This is a genomic window from Hymenobacter sp. DG25B (assembly GCF_000801315.1).
Taxonomy (GTDB): domain Bacteria; phylum Bacteroidota; class Bacteroidia; order Cytophagales; family Hymenobacteraceae; genus Hymenobacter.
Map to the genome: position 1 here is coordinate 98,873 of NZ_CP010056.1, position 14,023 is coordinate 112,895.

Annotated in this window: 9 protein-coding genes and 1 pseudogene; 4 read left to right on the forward strand and 6 right to left on the reverse strand. The window is 59.1% G+C overall.

What is annotated here, in order from left to right; all coding sequences use genetic code 11:
* Nucleotides 1-26 precede the first annotated feature (26 nt).
* A complete protein-coding gene (locus PK28_RS19365; protein WP_048826584.1) occupies nucleotides 27-1,781 on the forward strand; it encodes an IPT/TIG domain-containing protein in 1,755 nt (584 codons plus the stop codon).
* 359 nt (nucleotides 1,782-2,140) lie between these two features.
* On the opposite strand, the gene PK28_RS17780 is transcribed toward PK28_RS19365, so the two are convergent.
* On the reverse strand, nucleotides 2,141-2,521 hold the full coding sequence (locus PK28_RS17780) for a hypothetical protein (protein WP_044518066.1): 381 nt from the start codon (nucleotides 2,519-2,521) through the stop codon (nucleotides 2,141-2,143).
* Nucleotides 2,522-2,938: 417 nt separating this feature from the next.
* On the opposite strand from PK28_RS17780, the gene PK28_RS20015 reads away from it, so the two are divergent.
* A complete protein-coding gene (locus PK28_RS20015; RefSeq protein WP_082017254.1) occupies nucleotides 2,939-3,448 on the forward strand; it encodes an Ig-like domain-containing domain in 510 nt (169 codons plus the stop codon).
* Complete coding sequence (locus PK28_RS17790) at nucleotides 3,445-4,716, forward strand: T9SS type A sorting domain-containing protein (RefSeq protein WP_044518072.1); 1,272 nt, start codon at nucleotides 3,445-3,447, stop codon at nucleotides 4,714-4,716. Before PK28_RS20015 ends, PK28_RS17790 begins: the two co-directional genes overlap by 4 nt.
* 229 nt (nucleotides 4,717-4,945) lie before the next feature.
* Here the strand turns inward: PK28_RS17790 and PK28_RS17795 are convergent.
* The 3 genes and pseudogenes from PK28_RS17795 to PK28_RS17805 all read right to left on the reverse strand — a co-directional run bounded on the left by PK28_RS17795 (nucleotide 4,946) and on the right by PK28_RS17805 (nucleotide 9,200).
* Nucleotides 4,946-7,242, reverse strand: a pseudogene (locus tag PK28_RS17795) (GH92 family glycosyl hydrolase).
* Nucleotides 7,243-7,419: 177 nt separating this feature from the next.
* Complete coding sequence (locus PK28_RS17800; RefSeq protein WP_052430620.1) at nucleotides 7,420-8,175, reverse strand: copper homeostasis protein CutC; 756 nt, start codon at nucleotides 8,173-8,175, stop codon at nucleotides 7,420-7,422.
* Nucleotides 8,172-9,200: a glycosylasparaginase gene (locus PK28_RS17805; RefSeq protein WP_044518074.1), complete on the reverse strand. Its 1,029-nt coding sequence runs from the start codon at nucleotides 9,198-9,200 to the stop codon at nucleotides 8,172-8,174. Before PK28_RS17805 ends, PK28_RS17800 begins: the two co-directional genes overlap by 4 nt.
* Nucleotides 9,201-9,709: 509 nt before the next feature.
* Between PK28_RS17805 and PK28_RS17810 the strand changes: the two genes are divergently transcribed.
* Nucleotides 9,710-10,678 (forward strand): tyrosine-type recombinase/integrase, encoded by a 969-nt coding sequence (locus PK28_RS17810; RefSeq protein WP_044518076.1) that lies wholly within the window; start codon nucleotides 9,710-9,712, stop codon nucleotides 10,676-10,678.
* A 209-nt stretch (nucleotides 10,679-10,887) separates the two neighbouring features.
* On the opposite strand, the gene PK28_RS17815 is transcribed toward PK28_RS17810, so the two are convergent.
* Both PK28_RS17815 and PK28_RS17820 read right to left on the reverse strand, forming a co-directional pair.
* Nucleotides 10,888-11,943, reverse strand: a complete 1,056-nt coding sequence (locus PK28_RS17815; protein WP_044518083.1) for a Fic family protein — start codon at nucleotides 11,941-11,943, stop codon at nucleotides 10,888-10,890.
* Between the two features lie 192 nt (nucleotides 11,944-12,135).
* Nucleotides 12,136-14,016, reverse strand: coding sequence for a gamma-glutamyltransferase family protein (locus tag PK28_RS17820; protein WP_044518086.1), 1,881 nt, complete (start codon nucleotides 14,014-14,016; stop codon nucleotides 12,136-12,138).
* Between the last annotated feature and the right edge of the window lie 7 nt (nucleotides 14,017-14,023).

The following is a 14,023-nucleotide window of genomic DNA, read 5'->3' on the forward strand; positions in this document are numbered from 1 at the left end:
TTGGCAGTGCTGGAAGCCGTCCGCCCATGAAACTGCCGGGCAACGCCTGGACCAGCTTAGCAGCGGGTTACTACCACGCGGCGGGGGAGCAGAGCTGCCACGCTGTCTGGGCCTGGGGCGATAACAGCAACGGCCAAATAGGCACCGGTAAGGGTTATATAGATGCGAATATTTATCAGTTCCCGGAGTTAGTAATTGGCCCCGGGCCGGGGCTGATACGTTTCACGCCGGCCAGTGCGGCCGTGGGAGCCACCGTCGTGGCAACTGGTACAGGACTTTCAGGACTTACGGCCCTGAGCGTGAACGGCACCGACGCGCTGGCCAGCGTGACCAACAACTCCGACAACAGCTTCACCTTTGTCGTGCCAGCCGGGGCCACGGCCACAGGTACGACCAGCGTGGATGCTGGTTGCGGCTCGGCCAGCAGTACCGCCTTCACCGTACTACCTTGTCTGACGCCCAACCTGCAAAGTCCGACGTTAACGCTGGCCGGTAGCGGCCAGGGTACCGTGGGGGCTGGTGCCTTCGATGCGGGCAGCACGGCCAGCTGCGGGGCCATTACGTTTGAAGTGCAGAAGCTGCGCACGGGCACGGTGTATGGTACCATGGCCGAACCAGGGCTGCTCTCGCTCACGGCCCCGGCCGGGGCGGTGTTTACATCCGTCGATTTTGCCAGCTTCGGCAACCCTACCGGCAGTGAGGGCAATTATACGCTGGGCAGTTGTAACGCGCCCAATAGCCTTTCCCGCGTCCAGGAGGCGTTGCTGAATCGGGGAGGCACGGTGAATATTTCGGCGAGCAGCGGCTTTTTTAACGGCGACCCCTGCAACGGAACCAGCAAGCAGTTGGCCGTGCGCGCTACCTATACGTATCCGGTTGGCAGTGCCTCCTCCTCCCTGGAATATGCGTGTGCTGACCTGGGTTCCCAGCCCGTGCAGCTGACCCTGACGGATGCCCAGGGAGTCAGTATGACCCGCCCCGTCTCTGTAACGGTGTTATCTCCGCCCACGGCCACCATCACGGGTCTGAACCCGGTGAGTGCGACACCGGGCACCACCGTCATGGCCTCGGGCTCCAACCTGACGGGAGCCACGGCCCTGACGGTGAACGGCGCTTCGGCGGCCATCAGTAACCTGACGGCTACGGGCTTCACCTTTATCGTACCGGCCCAGGCCGCAAGTAGCGGTAACCTTATCCTGAGCCTCCCTTGTACCCAGCTGCTTACCCAGCCCTTTTCTACTACCCCGCTCCCGGTCGAATTGGTGCAGTTCACCGCCACCCTTGCCGGCCCAGAGGCCGTACGCCTAACCTGGATGACGGCTTCGGAGAAGAACAGTGCTTATTTTGAGGTGGAAGCTAGCGCCGACGGTCACACGTATCGACGGGTAGGCCAGGTAGCAGGCCACGGCAACACGACGCACCAGCAAGAGTATCAACTGGTGGACAAGGGCATTCGTCAGTACGCCACCGGACTGGTGTACTATCGCCTGCGCCAGGTAGACCAGGATGGCACGGCCACCCTTTCGCCCGTGCGCACGGTAAAGGTGGCACCGACCAGGGAACTAGCGCTATTTCCCAATCCGACTACTGGATCGGCTACGCTCACCGGGGTGCAGCCGGGCGCACTCGTGACGGTGTTGGATGCCGTGGGCCGGCCGGTGTTTACCCTGCATGCCTCGGCGGCCGGCACGGCGGCGCTGGTGCTCCCCCCGGGCATAGCGTGGGGTCTGTACGTGGTGCGCGTAGGTCCCCAAGCCCTGCCACTAATCGTTTCCCAGTAAGCGCAGCGGGAGGGAAGACAGGAAAGATGCCCCGTTTAAATACTCCCAGCACACTCAGGTAAAATGCAACTTGTATCACCCGGTTTTAGCTTATCAGTGACCATAGAACACGCAAATCCACCGAACGAAGCGGTATACACACGGTATTCTTAGGCGATCCGCTGTTATCTTAAAATGGATAACGAGACACCGGGCTTTGGCTCAAACAAGTTAGGCCCCTGTTCCTTCTTAGAAACAGGGGCCTTATGTATAAAAGCAAGTCAAGGGCAAAGAGGCTTAAGGCAACTTTTGCTCCTTGAACAGGCCACTGACGGAGGTCATGTAGGTGGGTAGATTAAAGTTGCAATGAAAGATGCCCGTCACCGTGCGGTTCTGCGGCTCATAGCTGCTCTCGCCCGTGGCCATGCTCTCCCCCACAAACTGGAGTGGACGCGTACCCCCGTCGTCTTATTGGCTTCCGCCGTCCCCTCGGGTTGGTAAAACTCCACGGTGAGCAGGCTACCGTTTTTTAGATTGCCCTGTAGCTTCAAATGCGCCGTGGTGCCACTGTAGGTGGCATCCAGGATCTTGATGTTGTCGAGCGCATACTTATTCGGTTCATAATCATCCCGCACGATAACGTCAAACTTGATGGGCGCCGGGGGCGCGGGCGCCGGCGTTTGCTTCTTCTCACAGGCGGCGAAGGATAAGGTCAAAAATAGGGTGGCCAGTAAGCCAGTCGAGCGGATAGATCGTATCATGCTACATAGATACCGAAAAGCGGGTTACTATATAGGCGGAAACGGAGAAGATAGGACTTTATCAGGCGTTGGGCTGTTGGTGGGGCCTCCCGGAACACGTTGACGGCGGGCAGTCAAAGCGCCAGGGAGAGGAGACTAGATCCGTTGGAACACGCCGCCAAAAAGCATCCGTCCACGAGTACAGGCAGCAACCTGTCGGCTTATAACATTTATTAAACGGAGGTTCAACAGGTGTTATACCTCAGCCTAATGGCTTATAACATTTATTAAACGTTGGGTTCTTAAGTGCTCTGGGCAGGCTTGGGCACCGTATCATCTATGGTAAGCGGAGAGACAGAAGCTGCTATCGGCTTGAAAAGATAACCCTCTCCTCCCATTTGCTCGACGTGATTTGGGTGAGCCGCGGTTCTTGACTAGGTGGCTAGTATCTTCGTTGCTTATTCCTTCTTATTGCTCGTTATTTTGAAAATTTCTACGCCTTATACCCTCGCTCGGACTACGGCACTCTATCTGGTATCCTGCCTGTTACCCAACCTAGCACTGGCTCAAGCCTTCACGGTTTCCGCCGTAACCCCAACACACAATACCCTAGCCGTTCCCCGAGCTGCTTCCGTTGGGGTGACCTTCTCGCAAGCGGTCGGTAACAGCGCCAGCAGCCTGGCCGGCCTGCAGGTATTCAGTGCCCAGCGCGGGGGTAAACTAGCCGGCACCTCCACGGTGGCCGGGAGTACCCTGACCTTTGACCCGCTTCGGGCGTTTAAGCCCGGCGAACAAATCTCGGTGACCCTGACCTCCGCCCTGAAAAGCACGGCGGGCGCGGCGTTAGCCAAACCCTATGTCTATCAATTTACCGCCGCCGCCACCGGGGGAACCGGGAGCTACACCCGGGCACCGATATCAAGATGGGTCGGGTTGTCTCTGGTGTGACGGCTGCCGACGTCGACCAGGATGGTGATATGGATATGCTATCCGTTGATTCCCGCGAAGGATCGGCAACCGTACGGCTGAACAAGGGTGACGGCACCTTTGTCGACGGTTCCCAAGTAACTGTTGGCAGTGGACCCGGTACCATTGCGGCAGTGGATGTGGATAATGATGGGGACTTAGATGTGCTCACCTCCAATTGGGAAGAAGGCACCATCAGCGTGCGGATGAACAACGGTCAAGGAGTCTTTAGTGGGACCCAGCAGGTAGCGGTCAAACAAAAGCCGAATAGTATAACTACCGGCGATGTCGATGGGGATGGGGATATGGATATGCTGATCCCCAACTGGGGAATGGCCTGTACTGCGGATGGGTGCCCCGTTCCTACCGTCAGTATTCGCCTCAATGATGGTAAGGGTATCTTCTCGGGCAGTCAGAATGTCACGGTTTTAAAAGGGCCAACCGAAGTAGTCGCCGCCGATATCGATAGTGATGGAGACCTAGACTTTGTGGTCAGCTGCCAGGAGGCTATCTCTATTCGTTTCAATGATGGGAAAGGCAACTATTCCTTAGGCAAGGATATGTTACTGGATCCTTCGGTCGGCGCGCCAACTACCTTTGCTAATATCACTTCGACCGATGTCGACGGGGATGGAGACATCGATCTTATCTTACCCGATGGGGAAGAAACAGTGGGCATATATCTCAATAATGGCCAAGGAGAGTTCACCTTAGACTCTCGCATCACGATAGGGCTTGTTGCCCCCTTATGTGTGAAAACCTGCGATGTAGATGGGGATGGGGATCAAGATGTGCTGTGTTCAACTCAATTCGACAACTATATTCACATCCGGCTCAACGATGGCCACGGTCGCTTTAGCGGCACCCAGAAGGAAGTGGTTTGGAAAACGGTCTGCAGCATCGCCAACGCCGATTTGGATGGCGATGGGGATATGGACTTGCTCACCGCTACGTTTGAGAAAAATATCATCAGTGTCCATTACAACAATGGGACGGGAGCCGTGTTAGCCGCCGCTTCGGCGCAACAGCCAGCTGGGGTCTCGCTTTTCCCCAATCCCATGCAGGGCGCTTTACGGGTTCAAGGCCTAGCGTCGCAGGCTACCCTGATCGTTCGGAATGCCGTCGGCCAGCAGGTGTATGCGGCTCAGGCGAACCAGAAAGGAGAGGCCATTTTGTCCCTGGAAGCCGCACCAGCGGGCGTGTACTTCGTGCAGGCCGGCAACCAGGTGTATCGCTTCCTGAAGGAGTAAGCGGCTGGTCGCGGGGTACTAGTGAGGGCGACAGCCCGGGGCAGCTACCGAAAGGTTAATACCGGCCGGCGACCCATTATACAAGCCCTGCTTTCCCCTTTCTGGAACGCTCCTGGAAGAGTGGTGACTGCAGAGCGGATAGGTTCCGATAAAGTTTACTGGTCGGAATCAATCAGGCAGTATCTGATAAGGGCTGATCTCACCCCACCTTAGTACCGATAATGCTGGCTTACGGCAACTCCGATTGGGGCCGGTCAGCAGGGGCCACGCCCCAGGTGGGGCTGGGCCGGCGGCCCATCTTGAACAACAGGGTGCCGCCCTGTAGCAGGTCCTGGTGCGTGATGTAGGACTTGGGGTAAGGCTGGCCGTTGCGCGAAACCTGCTGAATGTACTGGTTGGTCCGGCTATTGTTTTTTGCCTTAATCGTCAGCATTTTGCCGTTGGCCAGGGTGATTCGGGCCTGGCTGACCGAGGGGCTGCCAAACACGTAGGACCCATTGGCCGGATTCACGGGGTAGAATCCCAGGGCGGAGAAGACGTGCCAGGCCGACATCTGGCCCACGTCTTCGTTGCCGATGATGCCGTCGGGCCGGGTGGTATAGAAATTATCGGTGATGAAGCGGACCTGGCTGGCCGTTTTCCAGGGCTGGCCCACGTAGTTGTAGAGGTAGGTGATGTGGTGACTGGGCTCATTGCCGTGCGCGTACATGCCAATCAGCCCCGATATGTCGTTGGAAGCTTGGGCACCCATGTCGCCGTGCACCACGAACAGAGAATCCAGCTTTTGGCTGAACCGCTGCTCGCCGCCGAGAATGCCAATCAGGCCTTCCACGTCGTGGGGCACCAGCCAGGTATATTGCCAGGGGTTGCCCTCGGTAAAGTCGCTTTTTTCGTGCACCGATGTGAACGGGTTGAAGGGGGTACGCCATTCGTGCGCTGCCACGCGGCCCCGCATAAAGCCGGTCTGCCGGTCGAAATAATTCGCGTAGTTTTTGGCACGCTTACTAAAGTAGGCATAGTCGTCCGTTTTGCCCATCGCCCGCGCCATCTGCGCAATGCACCAGTCGTCGATGGCGTATTCCAGGCCTTTGGAAACGCTTTCGGCCTCGCTGTTGGCGGGGATATAGCCCAGCGCTTTTACCGCTTGCAGGCCCGACTCGTCGCGCATGGCGGTGGCGCGCACAGCCTCGTAAGCCAAGGCCGCGTCGAAGCCCCTGAAGCCTTTGAGGTAGGCATCGGCCACCACGGGCACGGCGCTATAGCCCACCATGCAGTTGGTCTCGTTGCCCATCAGGTGCCACACGGGCAGCTTGCCCTGCTGCTGGTAGATGGCCAGCATGCTGCTGATCATGTCATTGACGCGCGCGGGCTGCAACAAAGTGAAAAGGGGGTGGGCCGCCCGGTACGTGTCCCAGAGTGAGAAGGTGGTCAGGTTGGTGAAGCCGGGGTTTTGGTGTACTTGCTGGTCGGTGCCCCGGTAGTCGCCATTGTGGTCGTTGAAAACCGAGGGCGCCATCATGGTGTGGTAGAGGGCCGTGTAAAAGGTTGTCAGTCGGGATTCGTTGGCCTGCACCTGCACCTTCTGCAGCTCCTGGTTCCAGGCGGCATCGGCCTGGGCCACGACTTTATCGAAGTTCCAATGCGGAATCTCAGCGCGGATATTAGCCAGCGCCCCCGCAGTGCTGACCGGCGAAATACCCACTTTCAGCTGCACTTTTTCGCCCGCCTGCGTGGCAAAGGTCAGCACGCCCTTGAGCCGGTTTCCGGTGGTGGCGGGCAGGGTGTTGCCCAGCGTATCGAGCACCTGCAGGCTGGTAAAATGCTGGATGGGCTTTGAGCACACCGCCGCGAAGTAGAGGCGCTGGTCCACGGCCCAGCCCTTCGAGTAGCGGTAGCCAACGAGGGTGCTGTCGTTGAGCTGCTCGAGGTGCGTATCCGTGGCTAAATCCCAGCCGATGCCCTGCTGCAGGTCTACAATCAGGTGGGCCGCGTCGGATTTAGGGAAGGTGTACCGGTGAAAGCCCACCCGCTCGGTTGCCGTCAGCTCGGCCTGGATGTCGTAGCGTTTCAGGCGCACGGCGTAGTAGCCGGGACGGACGTGTTCTTCCCGGTGCGAAAACCGCGACACAAAGCCCTGGTCCGGGTGTTGCAGCGTGCCTTTGCGGACGAGCACCGGGCCGGTGGTCGGCATCACCGCCACGTCGCCAAGGTCGCCGATGCCGGTCCCGCTCAGGTGGGTGTGGGAGAAGCCGACGATGGTAGAATCGGAATAATGATACCCGAGCACCAGTCCCAGCCTTCGGACAGGTTTACCGGCCCCAGCTGCACGGCGCCAAAAGGCACGTTGGCGCCCAGAAAAACGTGCCCGTGAAATCCCGTCCCTATGTACGGGTCGACGTACCGGGTCAGGCTGGTGGTTTGGCGGCTGGTGGTCCCGGGCCGGGTGCTGGCGCAGGCCGCCAAAGCCGCCATGCCGCAGGCAAGGGCGACGGCTTGAACAAGAAATCGAGTAGGGTGGGGCAGCATGAAAAAACGTTCTTTTAAATTACTTAGCCCGCTCTATCTGGCCCCGCTGGGCACCGGCTGCTTTTATTCGTTCCAGCCCCCAGCGATTTGATGGGGCAGAGGGCGGCGCTGCCGGGAATGGAAGGTGGCCTGAGCTGGCATTCGATTAGCTGTCGGCGGGGAAATGACGCCCGGCTGTCATCCCGGCCCGCGGTTAAGGACCCGCCCAGGCTGGCAGGAGCCTAGTTGCTTCGTCAATTCCGCCACGATGGCCGCATCGGTTTCCCAAACCGGGGTATCAAACACCGATGCCTGCGCTGAAGGCCCCGGGACAACCAGTCTTTTCGCACTGGCATGAAACTCGTGCGCTCCTGTTTGCTGCGCTACTTCCGGAATGATGGCGGGCGTAATGCCTGCGCCCGGCATCACGCAGATGCGCCCGCCCGCCTGCTGTACCAAAGCGGCCAGCTGCTTTTGTCCGGCCAGGGCAGTACGTTGCCCCCCGGAAGTCAGGACGCGCTGGCAACCCAGGCCAATCACATCTTCCAGAGCCCGAAACTGGTCCGCGCAGGCATCGAAGGCCCGGTGAAAAGTGACTTGCATGCCCTGGGCCGCCGCCATTAGGGTCCGGCAGCACGTCAGGTCCGGGCGGCCCGCCCGGTCGAGGGCTCCAAGAACCACCCCCGCGCAGCCCAGCTCCTGGCATTGGCGGATATCGGCTACCATGATGGCCTGCTCTTCGGCATCGTAGCAGAAATGGCCGGGCCGTGGGCGAATTAGCACGAATACGGGAATAGAGAGCTGGCTAAGCACGCGTTGGATGGTGCCATACGAGGGCTTAATCCCACCCTGCTCCAGGTTCTGGCACAGCTCAATGCGGTCGGCACCCCCGGCTTGGGCTGCCAGGGCCGACTGCACCGAGCCCGCGCAGATTTCCAGCCGGCGCGTATTCACTTTAACAGGTATTCGCTTTGGATAAGCTGTTGCTGGTTAGCCGCATCGCACACGGCATAGCTGAAGCCTTTCTGCAAGGCAAACGCCCCGTGCTCGCCCCCGGCGCTGATGGCAATAAAGCACACCTGAATGTCGCGGGCTTGCGCGCCTTTGATTTTGGCAATGCGCTCCACGGCCGCTTTGCATGCGGCCTTCGGCGACAGCCCCTGGCGCATCAGCTCCACAACCGTGTGGGCACCCGCCATCCGAATTACGTCTTCGCCCTGCCCCGTCGCGGCAGCCGCTCCCACGGCGTTGTCGACGAACAGGCCCGCGCCAATCAGGGGCGAGTCGCCGAGGCGCCCGCGCATCTTGAAGCCCATGCCGCTGGTGGTGCAGCTGCCACTAAGGTTACCCTGCGCGTCCTGGGCCAGCATGGCAATGGTATCGTGATTGTTGGCGCCGCCCACCGGGTCGGTCGGCTTTTTCTGGTTGCCGGTGTTTTCAATGTTGACCACCGGTTGGTACTGACTGGTCTTCAGCCACTCACGGTAGGCCTTTTCGGCATCCGGGCTGAGCTTTTGGGGTTCCAGCGGGAAGCCCTGGGCCACTGCAAACTGCTGCGCCCCTTCACCCACCAGCATAACGTGCGGCGTGCGCTCCATGACGCGCCGGGCCACGCTGATGGGGTGCTTGATGCGCTCCAGTGCCGCCACGCTGCCGCAGTTGAACTTGTCGTCCATGATGCAGGCGTCCAGCGTCACGATGCCGTCGCGGTCGGGGTTGCCACCCAGGCCAACACAGCAGTTCTGCGAAGCTTCAGTTACCATCACGCCCGCTTCTACGGCATCGAGTGCCCGACCGCTTTTGCTAAGAATATGCCACGCCCCCAGGTTGGCGGCCAGGCCCGCATCCCAGGTAGAGATAACAAGCGGCTTGCCCGTGGCGGCCAGCGGGGACGGGTTAGGTGCGCCAAGCGAGCGGCCGGCGGAGAGCAGGGCCAGCGCGGCGGAAGAGGAGGTAAGAAACTTGCGGCGAGTAGGCATCAGTAAGCAGTCTATGGTTCGGCCCTTAAAGGAAGTGTTTTTTGAGGGTAGTATCACCGCGGGCCAGTTTTCCGGGGCATGGCTTTGGGTGGCCAGGCAAAAATGGCCTTAAGAGGAATTATACGGCGAGTAGCCGCCGCCGTAACCGGGGTTTTGTAAGAGGCAATATTCCGCGAATTCTGGCGCCGCATCCCGCAGCACAACAATATAGCGTTATAGCCTTTTCGGGCGATGATCTTACCGCGAACGGAGGCAAATCAATGATTTGTTGTCGCGAGCAGCGAGGCCAAACACTCTTACCTTCGACGGCGGCAGGGCCCCAGGCCTAACTGTAATTATTGCTGAGGCTGATGCCGCGCATTATATTCTCCTTCTTCACGGGGCCCGATAAATCTGACCTAGGAGACCTTGGTTATTTAAGATCATAAGGACTGATAAGGTTTACTTATCGTTCCTTATCTTAGTGAGCGGAAAAGTCGTTACTTTTCGCTCTGCTACTCCTTATATATATGGCTACCGAAAGTCAGCTCCCCGTAATTCCGTCTCCGCCCGCTGCCCAGGTGCCCGACCACCTGGTAAAATCTACCGCCCGCTACGTGGAGTCCGGCCTGCGCGGGGCGGCCAACACGGTGCGCGCCTACGCCGGGGACTGGAAGCGTTTCTCGACCTGGTGCGAATTGCATCAGCTCGCGGCGCTGCCGGCCCCGGTAGAAGCGCTGGTCGGATTTCTGACAGAGCTGGCCGATGCGGGGAAAAAGTTTGCGACGATTGAGCGGCACGCGGCGGCCATCGCCAAGGCCCACGAGTTGGCGGGTGTGGAGTCGCCCACGGCCGACAAAAAACTCAAGGTGCTGCTGCGTGGCATTGCCCGCGAAATCAAGACGCGCCAAAAGCAGGCGCCCGCGTTTTCGCTCGAATCGTTTAAGCGCACGATCAAGAGTATCGATGTGAGCGTGCCCGCCGGACTTCGCAATCGGGCGCTGCTGCTGCTGGGCTTTACCGGCGCGTTTCGCCGCTCCGAACTCGAAGCGCTCAACATGGAAGACCTGGCCTTCGATGACGACGGCCTGGTGGTGACGCTGCCTCAGAGTAAAACCAACCAGCTGGGTCAGGCTGAGGAAAAGGCCATTTTCTACTCACCGGATTCTGCCTTATGCCCTATCCGCTCACTTCAGGCATGGCTGCGGGTTCTGGAGCGCACCGAGGGACCAGTGTTTGTATCGCTGCGCAAGAACAACCAGGTGACCTCCCGGCGCATGACCACCAAGTACACCAACCTGATTGTGCAGCAGTACCTGGGTCCGCAGTACACGGCCCACTCCTTGCGCGCCTCGTTTGTGACGGTGTCCAAACTCAACGGCGCCGACGACTCCAAGGTCATGAACCAGACCAAGCACAAGACGAGCGCCATGATTCGGCGCTACACCCGCCTGGACAATGTGCGTCAGCACAACTCAGCCAAGGAGCTTGGGCTCTAGCCCGGCAAGTCCACTTCAGCTGGGCAAATCAGGACGGCAAAATGCTACCTTGGAAATCCGGCCAAAAAGACGGTTTTTTGACCCAAACTAAGTACCGACAATTCAGTGTTATCGGTACTAATATCAGGCATTGGAGGCACGCTATTCAGGAACCCGAGGAGCTGCTTTGCAGGAACGTGCTGGGCCTGGGGTCTGGGAAGGATTCTTTTCTATTCCCGCGCCAGCAACGCAAACAACGGCTCGTTCACGTAATAATTAGCCGTCATCCGGCGATACTTCACCAGCACGCCATCGGCGGCGAGCTGGTTGAGGTAGCTCGCCGCCGTAGGGCGGCTCACATCCAGTTCCTGCTGCACAAACTCAATGCGGGTATAGGGATGCCGGAAGAGGTGATTGAGCAGGTCCTGGCTATAGAATTTGTAGGCCCGCAGCTGCTGCTTGGTGTGCTGCATCAGCTGGCGCATTTCGCCGATCAGCACGATGCTTTCCCGGGCGGTTTGCTCCACGCCATCCAGTAAGTATAGAATCCAGTCCTCCCACGCCCCCGTGTCGCGCACCGCTTGCAGGTGATGGTAGTAGGCAGCCTTATGCCGGATAAGGTACCGACTCAGATACAGCACCGGCAGGTCAAGGAGACCTTTTAGAACCAGGTAGAGGATATTAAGGATGCGGCCCGTCCGGCCATTGCCATCATAGAAAGGGTGAATACTCTCAAACTGAAAATGCAGCACCGCCATTTTAACCAGTGGATCTACCTCGCTGAGCGTGTCGTCGTTGAGATACGCTTCAAAATTTCCCATCAGCGCCATAATCGTGTCATTATCCTGGGGCGGGGTGTAGACGATTTCTCCCCGCTGGTTTTTCAGGGTAGTGCCCGGCAAGCGCCGGTAGCCGCCGTTGTTTTGCTCCAGCTCCTGTTGAATAAGGGCGAGGTGATTGACGCTCAAGAAGCCATATTGCTGCACCAGCCCGAGGCCCAGGCGTAAAGCCGCCGTGTAGCGCTGGACTTCCTTAGCAGCCTGACTTTCTCCAAGCTGCAGCTCCGCCTGGTATAATTCATCATGGGTAGTGATGATATTTTCTACGGCCGAGCTATCCTTAGCTTCCTGCAGCGGCAGGGTATCGAGCAGAATCCCTTCATTAGGAATAGCGGCGGCGATGCCTTTGAGTTCGGCGAGTGCCCGATGGGCGGCGGCGAGTTTTTTCAGAACGGGCCGCGTTTCCAGTTCTTGGGAAGGGGGTAAGAAAGTAGGTTGCCAAGGCATGGGCAGGAAGCTAAAATGGCATCAAACGAAAGATGCTTTGTAAAGAAAAGCCTATTTTCTTTACAAAGCATCTTTCGTTCTGTAAAGAAAAGCGTACTTTCTTTACAGATCTTCGCAAGTCCAGCGGACTATGAAGTCCTATGTTCTAACGGATTTCTTAGAGTCCGCCGAAACGGATTCTGCCTGCGCCGCCTACCAGCCAATTCCGTAATCCTCGCCGTGGTTGCTGGAGCCACCCCAGAGGCTGCCGTGCTGCCAGTCAAAGTAGATGGCATTGATGGGCCCGCTGGTGCGGTCGTCAAAGCTCATGGTGTAGCCCAGCTTTTTAAGCTCTTCCCGCACCGGTTCGGGGGTGCTTTCGTTGAGCAGGATCTGGCCGGGCTTGGGTTTGCGGTCCTCGGTCTTAGTGCCGCCCAGGGAAAGCAACAGCTGATTGGTGTTGAAGTTGGCGGCCTCGGAGGCCTGCTGCACGCTCATACCGAACTCCACCACGTTCAGGAAAAACTGCAGCAGGTTCTGGTCCTGAGTGTCCCCGCCCTGCACGCCAAACGCGAGAAAGGGCTTGCCGTCCTTCAGCGCCAGGGAGGGCGTTAAGGTCACGCGGGGCCGCTTGCCGGGGGCCACCACGTTAAACGGGTTCAGGGCCGGGTCCAGCACAAAGCTCTGCATGCGCTGGCTCATGCCCACCCCGGTGTTGCCCGCAATGCAGGCCGGCAGCCAGCCGCCGCTGGGCGTAATGGATACCACCCAGCCTTCCTCGTCGGCGGCCTCCACGGTGGTGGTACCCCGCCACAGGCGGTCCTGGTACTCGGCGGGCGCCGAGTGGTTGCCCACATCGTGCTTGGGGGCGAAGTTACGCTTGGTGGTGTCCAACTCAAAGCCCCGGGCTTTGAGCAGCTTCCGGTACGGGTTTTTCCGGCCTTCAAACGGGTACGGGTCCCCGGGGCCAATGCCAGGGTCATTTTTCTGGTATTGAATCAGGCGGGCCCGCTGCCGGGCGTAGACCTTGCTGAGCAGCCCCTGGATAGGTTCAGCCGGAGCTACGTGCGAATCGCCGTAGTAAAAGTCGCGGTCAGCAAACGAGAGGCTCATGGCCTGGTACACCGTGTGGATGTACTTGGTGCTGTTGTAGCCCATGCCCTTCAAATCAAAGTTTTCCAGGATGTTGAGCGCCTGCAGCATGGCGGGTCCCTGGGTCCATTGCTGCAGCTTGTACACCTCCACGCCTTTGTAGTTAACCGTGAGCGGCTCCTCTTCCAGTGGCTTCCAGCGGGCCAGGTCCTGCATCGTGATCAGGCCACCCTGCTCTTTCGAGCCGCGAACAAATTCCTGGGCAATGTCGCCGGTATAGAAACGGTCGTAGGCGGCCATAATGGCCTCTTTCCGGCTTTTGCCCTGCTTCAGGGCCGCTTTCTCCGCCTCCACCAGCTTCGCAAGTGTTTGCAGCAGGTCCCGCTGCACAAAGATTTCACCGGCCTCGGGCGCTTCCCGCTCCTGGCCGGGGTGGGTCAGCAACACCTTTTTGCTGTAGGGCCACTGCTTGATCAGGGCTTTGTTTTTCTCGATGCTGTTGGCCGTCTGCGCTTCGATGGGGTAGCCGGCGGCCATTTCCAGGGCCGGGGCCAGCACCTGCGCCAAGCTCAGGGTGCCATAGTTAGCCAGCATGTGCATCAGCCCGCCCGGGGTGCCGGGCGTGGTGGCGGCCAGCGGGCCGTACTCCGGCGGGAAATTATAGCCTTTGTCTTTGAAGAACTCGCACGTGGCCCCCGTCGGTGCCACGCCCATAGCGTTGAGGGCTATGACCTTTTTGGTTTTCGGGTTATAGATCAGCGCCTGCGTTTCCCCGCCCCAGCTCAGCACATCCCACATGGTGCAGGTCGCGGCCAGCATGGCGCAGGCCGCATCGACTGCGTTGCCGCCCTTTTGAAACGTCATGGCTCCGGCCGTCGCCGCCAGGGGCTTGCCCGTTATCGCCATCCAGTGCTTGCCGTGCAGCGGGGGTTTCTGAGTCTGCTGGGCAAGTCCGGACAGCGGAAAGGCCATGAGGGCCAGCAGGGCAGAGATAAGTTTCATAAGCAGG

Bases quoted from the DNA above. Each gene is read 5' to 3' on its own strand.
- PK28_RS19365 (WP_048826584.1), top strand. From the start codon at position 27: ATGAAACTGCCGGGCAACGCCTGGACCAGCTTAGCAGCGGGTTACTAC.
- PK28_RS17780 (WP_044518066.1), bottom strand. From the start codon at position 2,521: ATGATACGATCTATCCGCTCGACTGGCTTACTGGCCACCCTATTTTTG.
- PK28_RS17805 (WP_044518074.1), bottom strand. From the start codon at position 9,200: ATGCCTACTCGCCGCAAGTTTCTTACCTCCTCTTCCGCCGCGCTGGCC.
- PK28_RS17810 (WP_044518076.1), top strand. From the start codon at position 9,710: ATGGCTACCGAAAGTCAGCTCCCCGTAATTCCGTCTCCGCCCGCTGCC.
- PK28_RS17815 (WP_044518083.1), bottom strand. From the start codon at position 11,943: ATGCCTTGGCAACCTACTTTCTTACCCCCTTCCCAAGAACTGGAAACG.
- PK28_RS17820 (WP_044518086.1), bottom strand. From the start codon at position 14,016: ATGAAACTTATCTCTGCCCTGCTGGCCCTCATGGCCTTTCCGCTGTCC.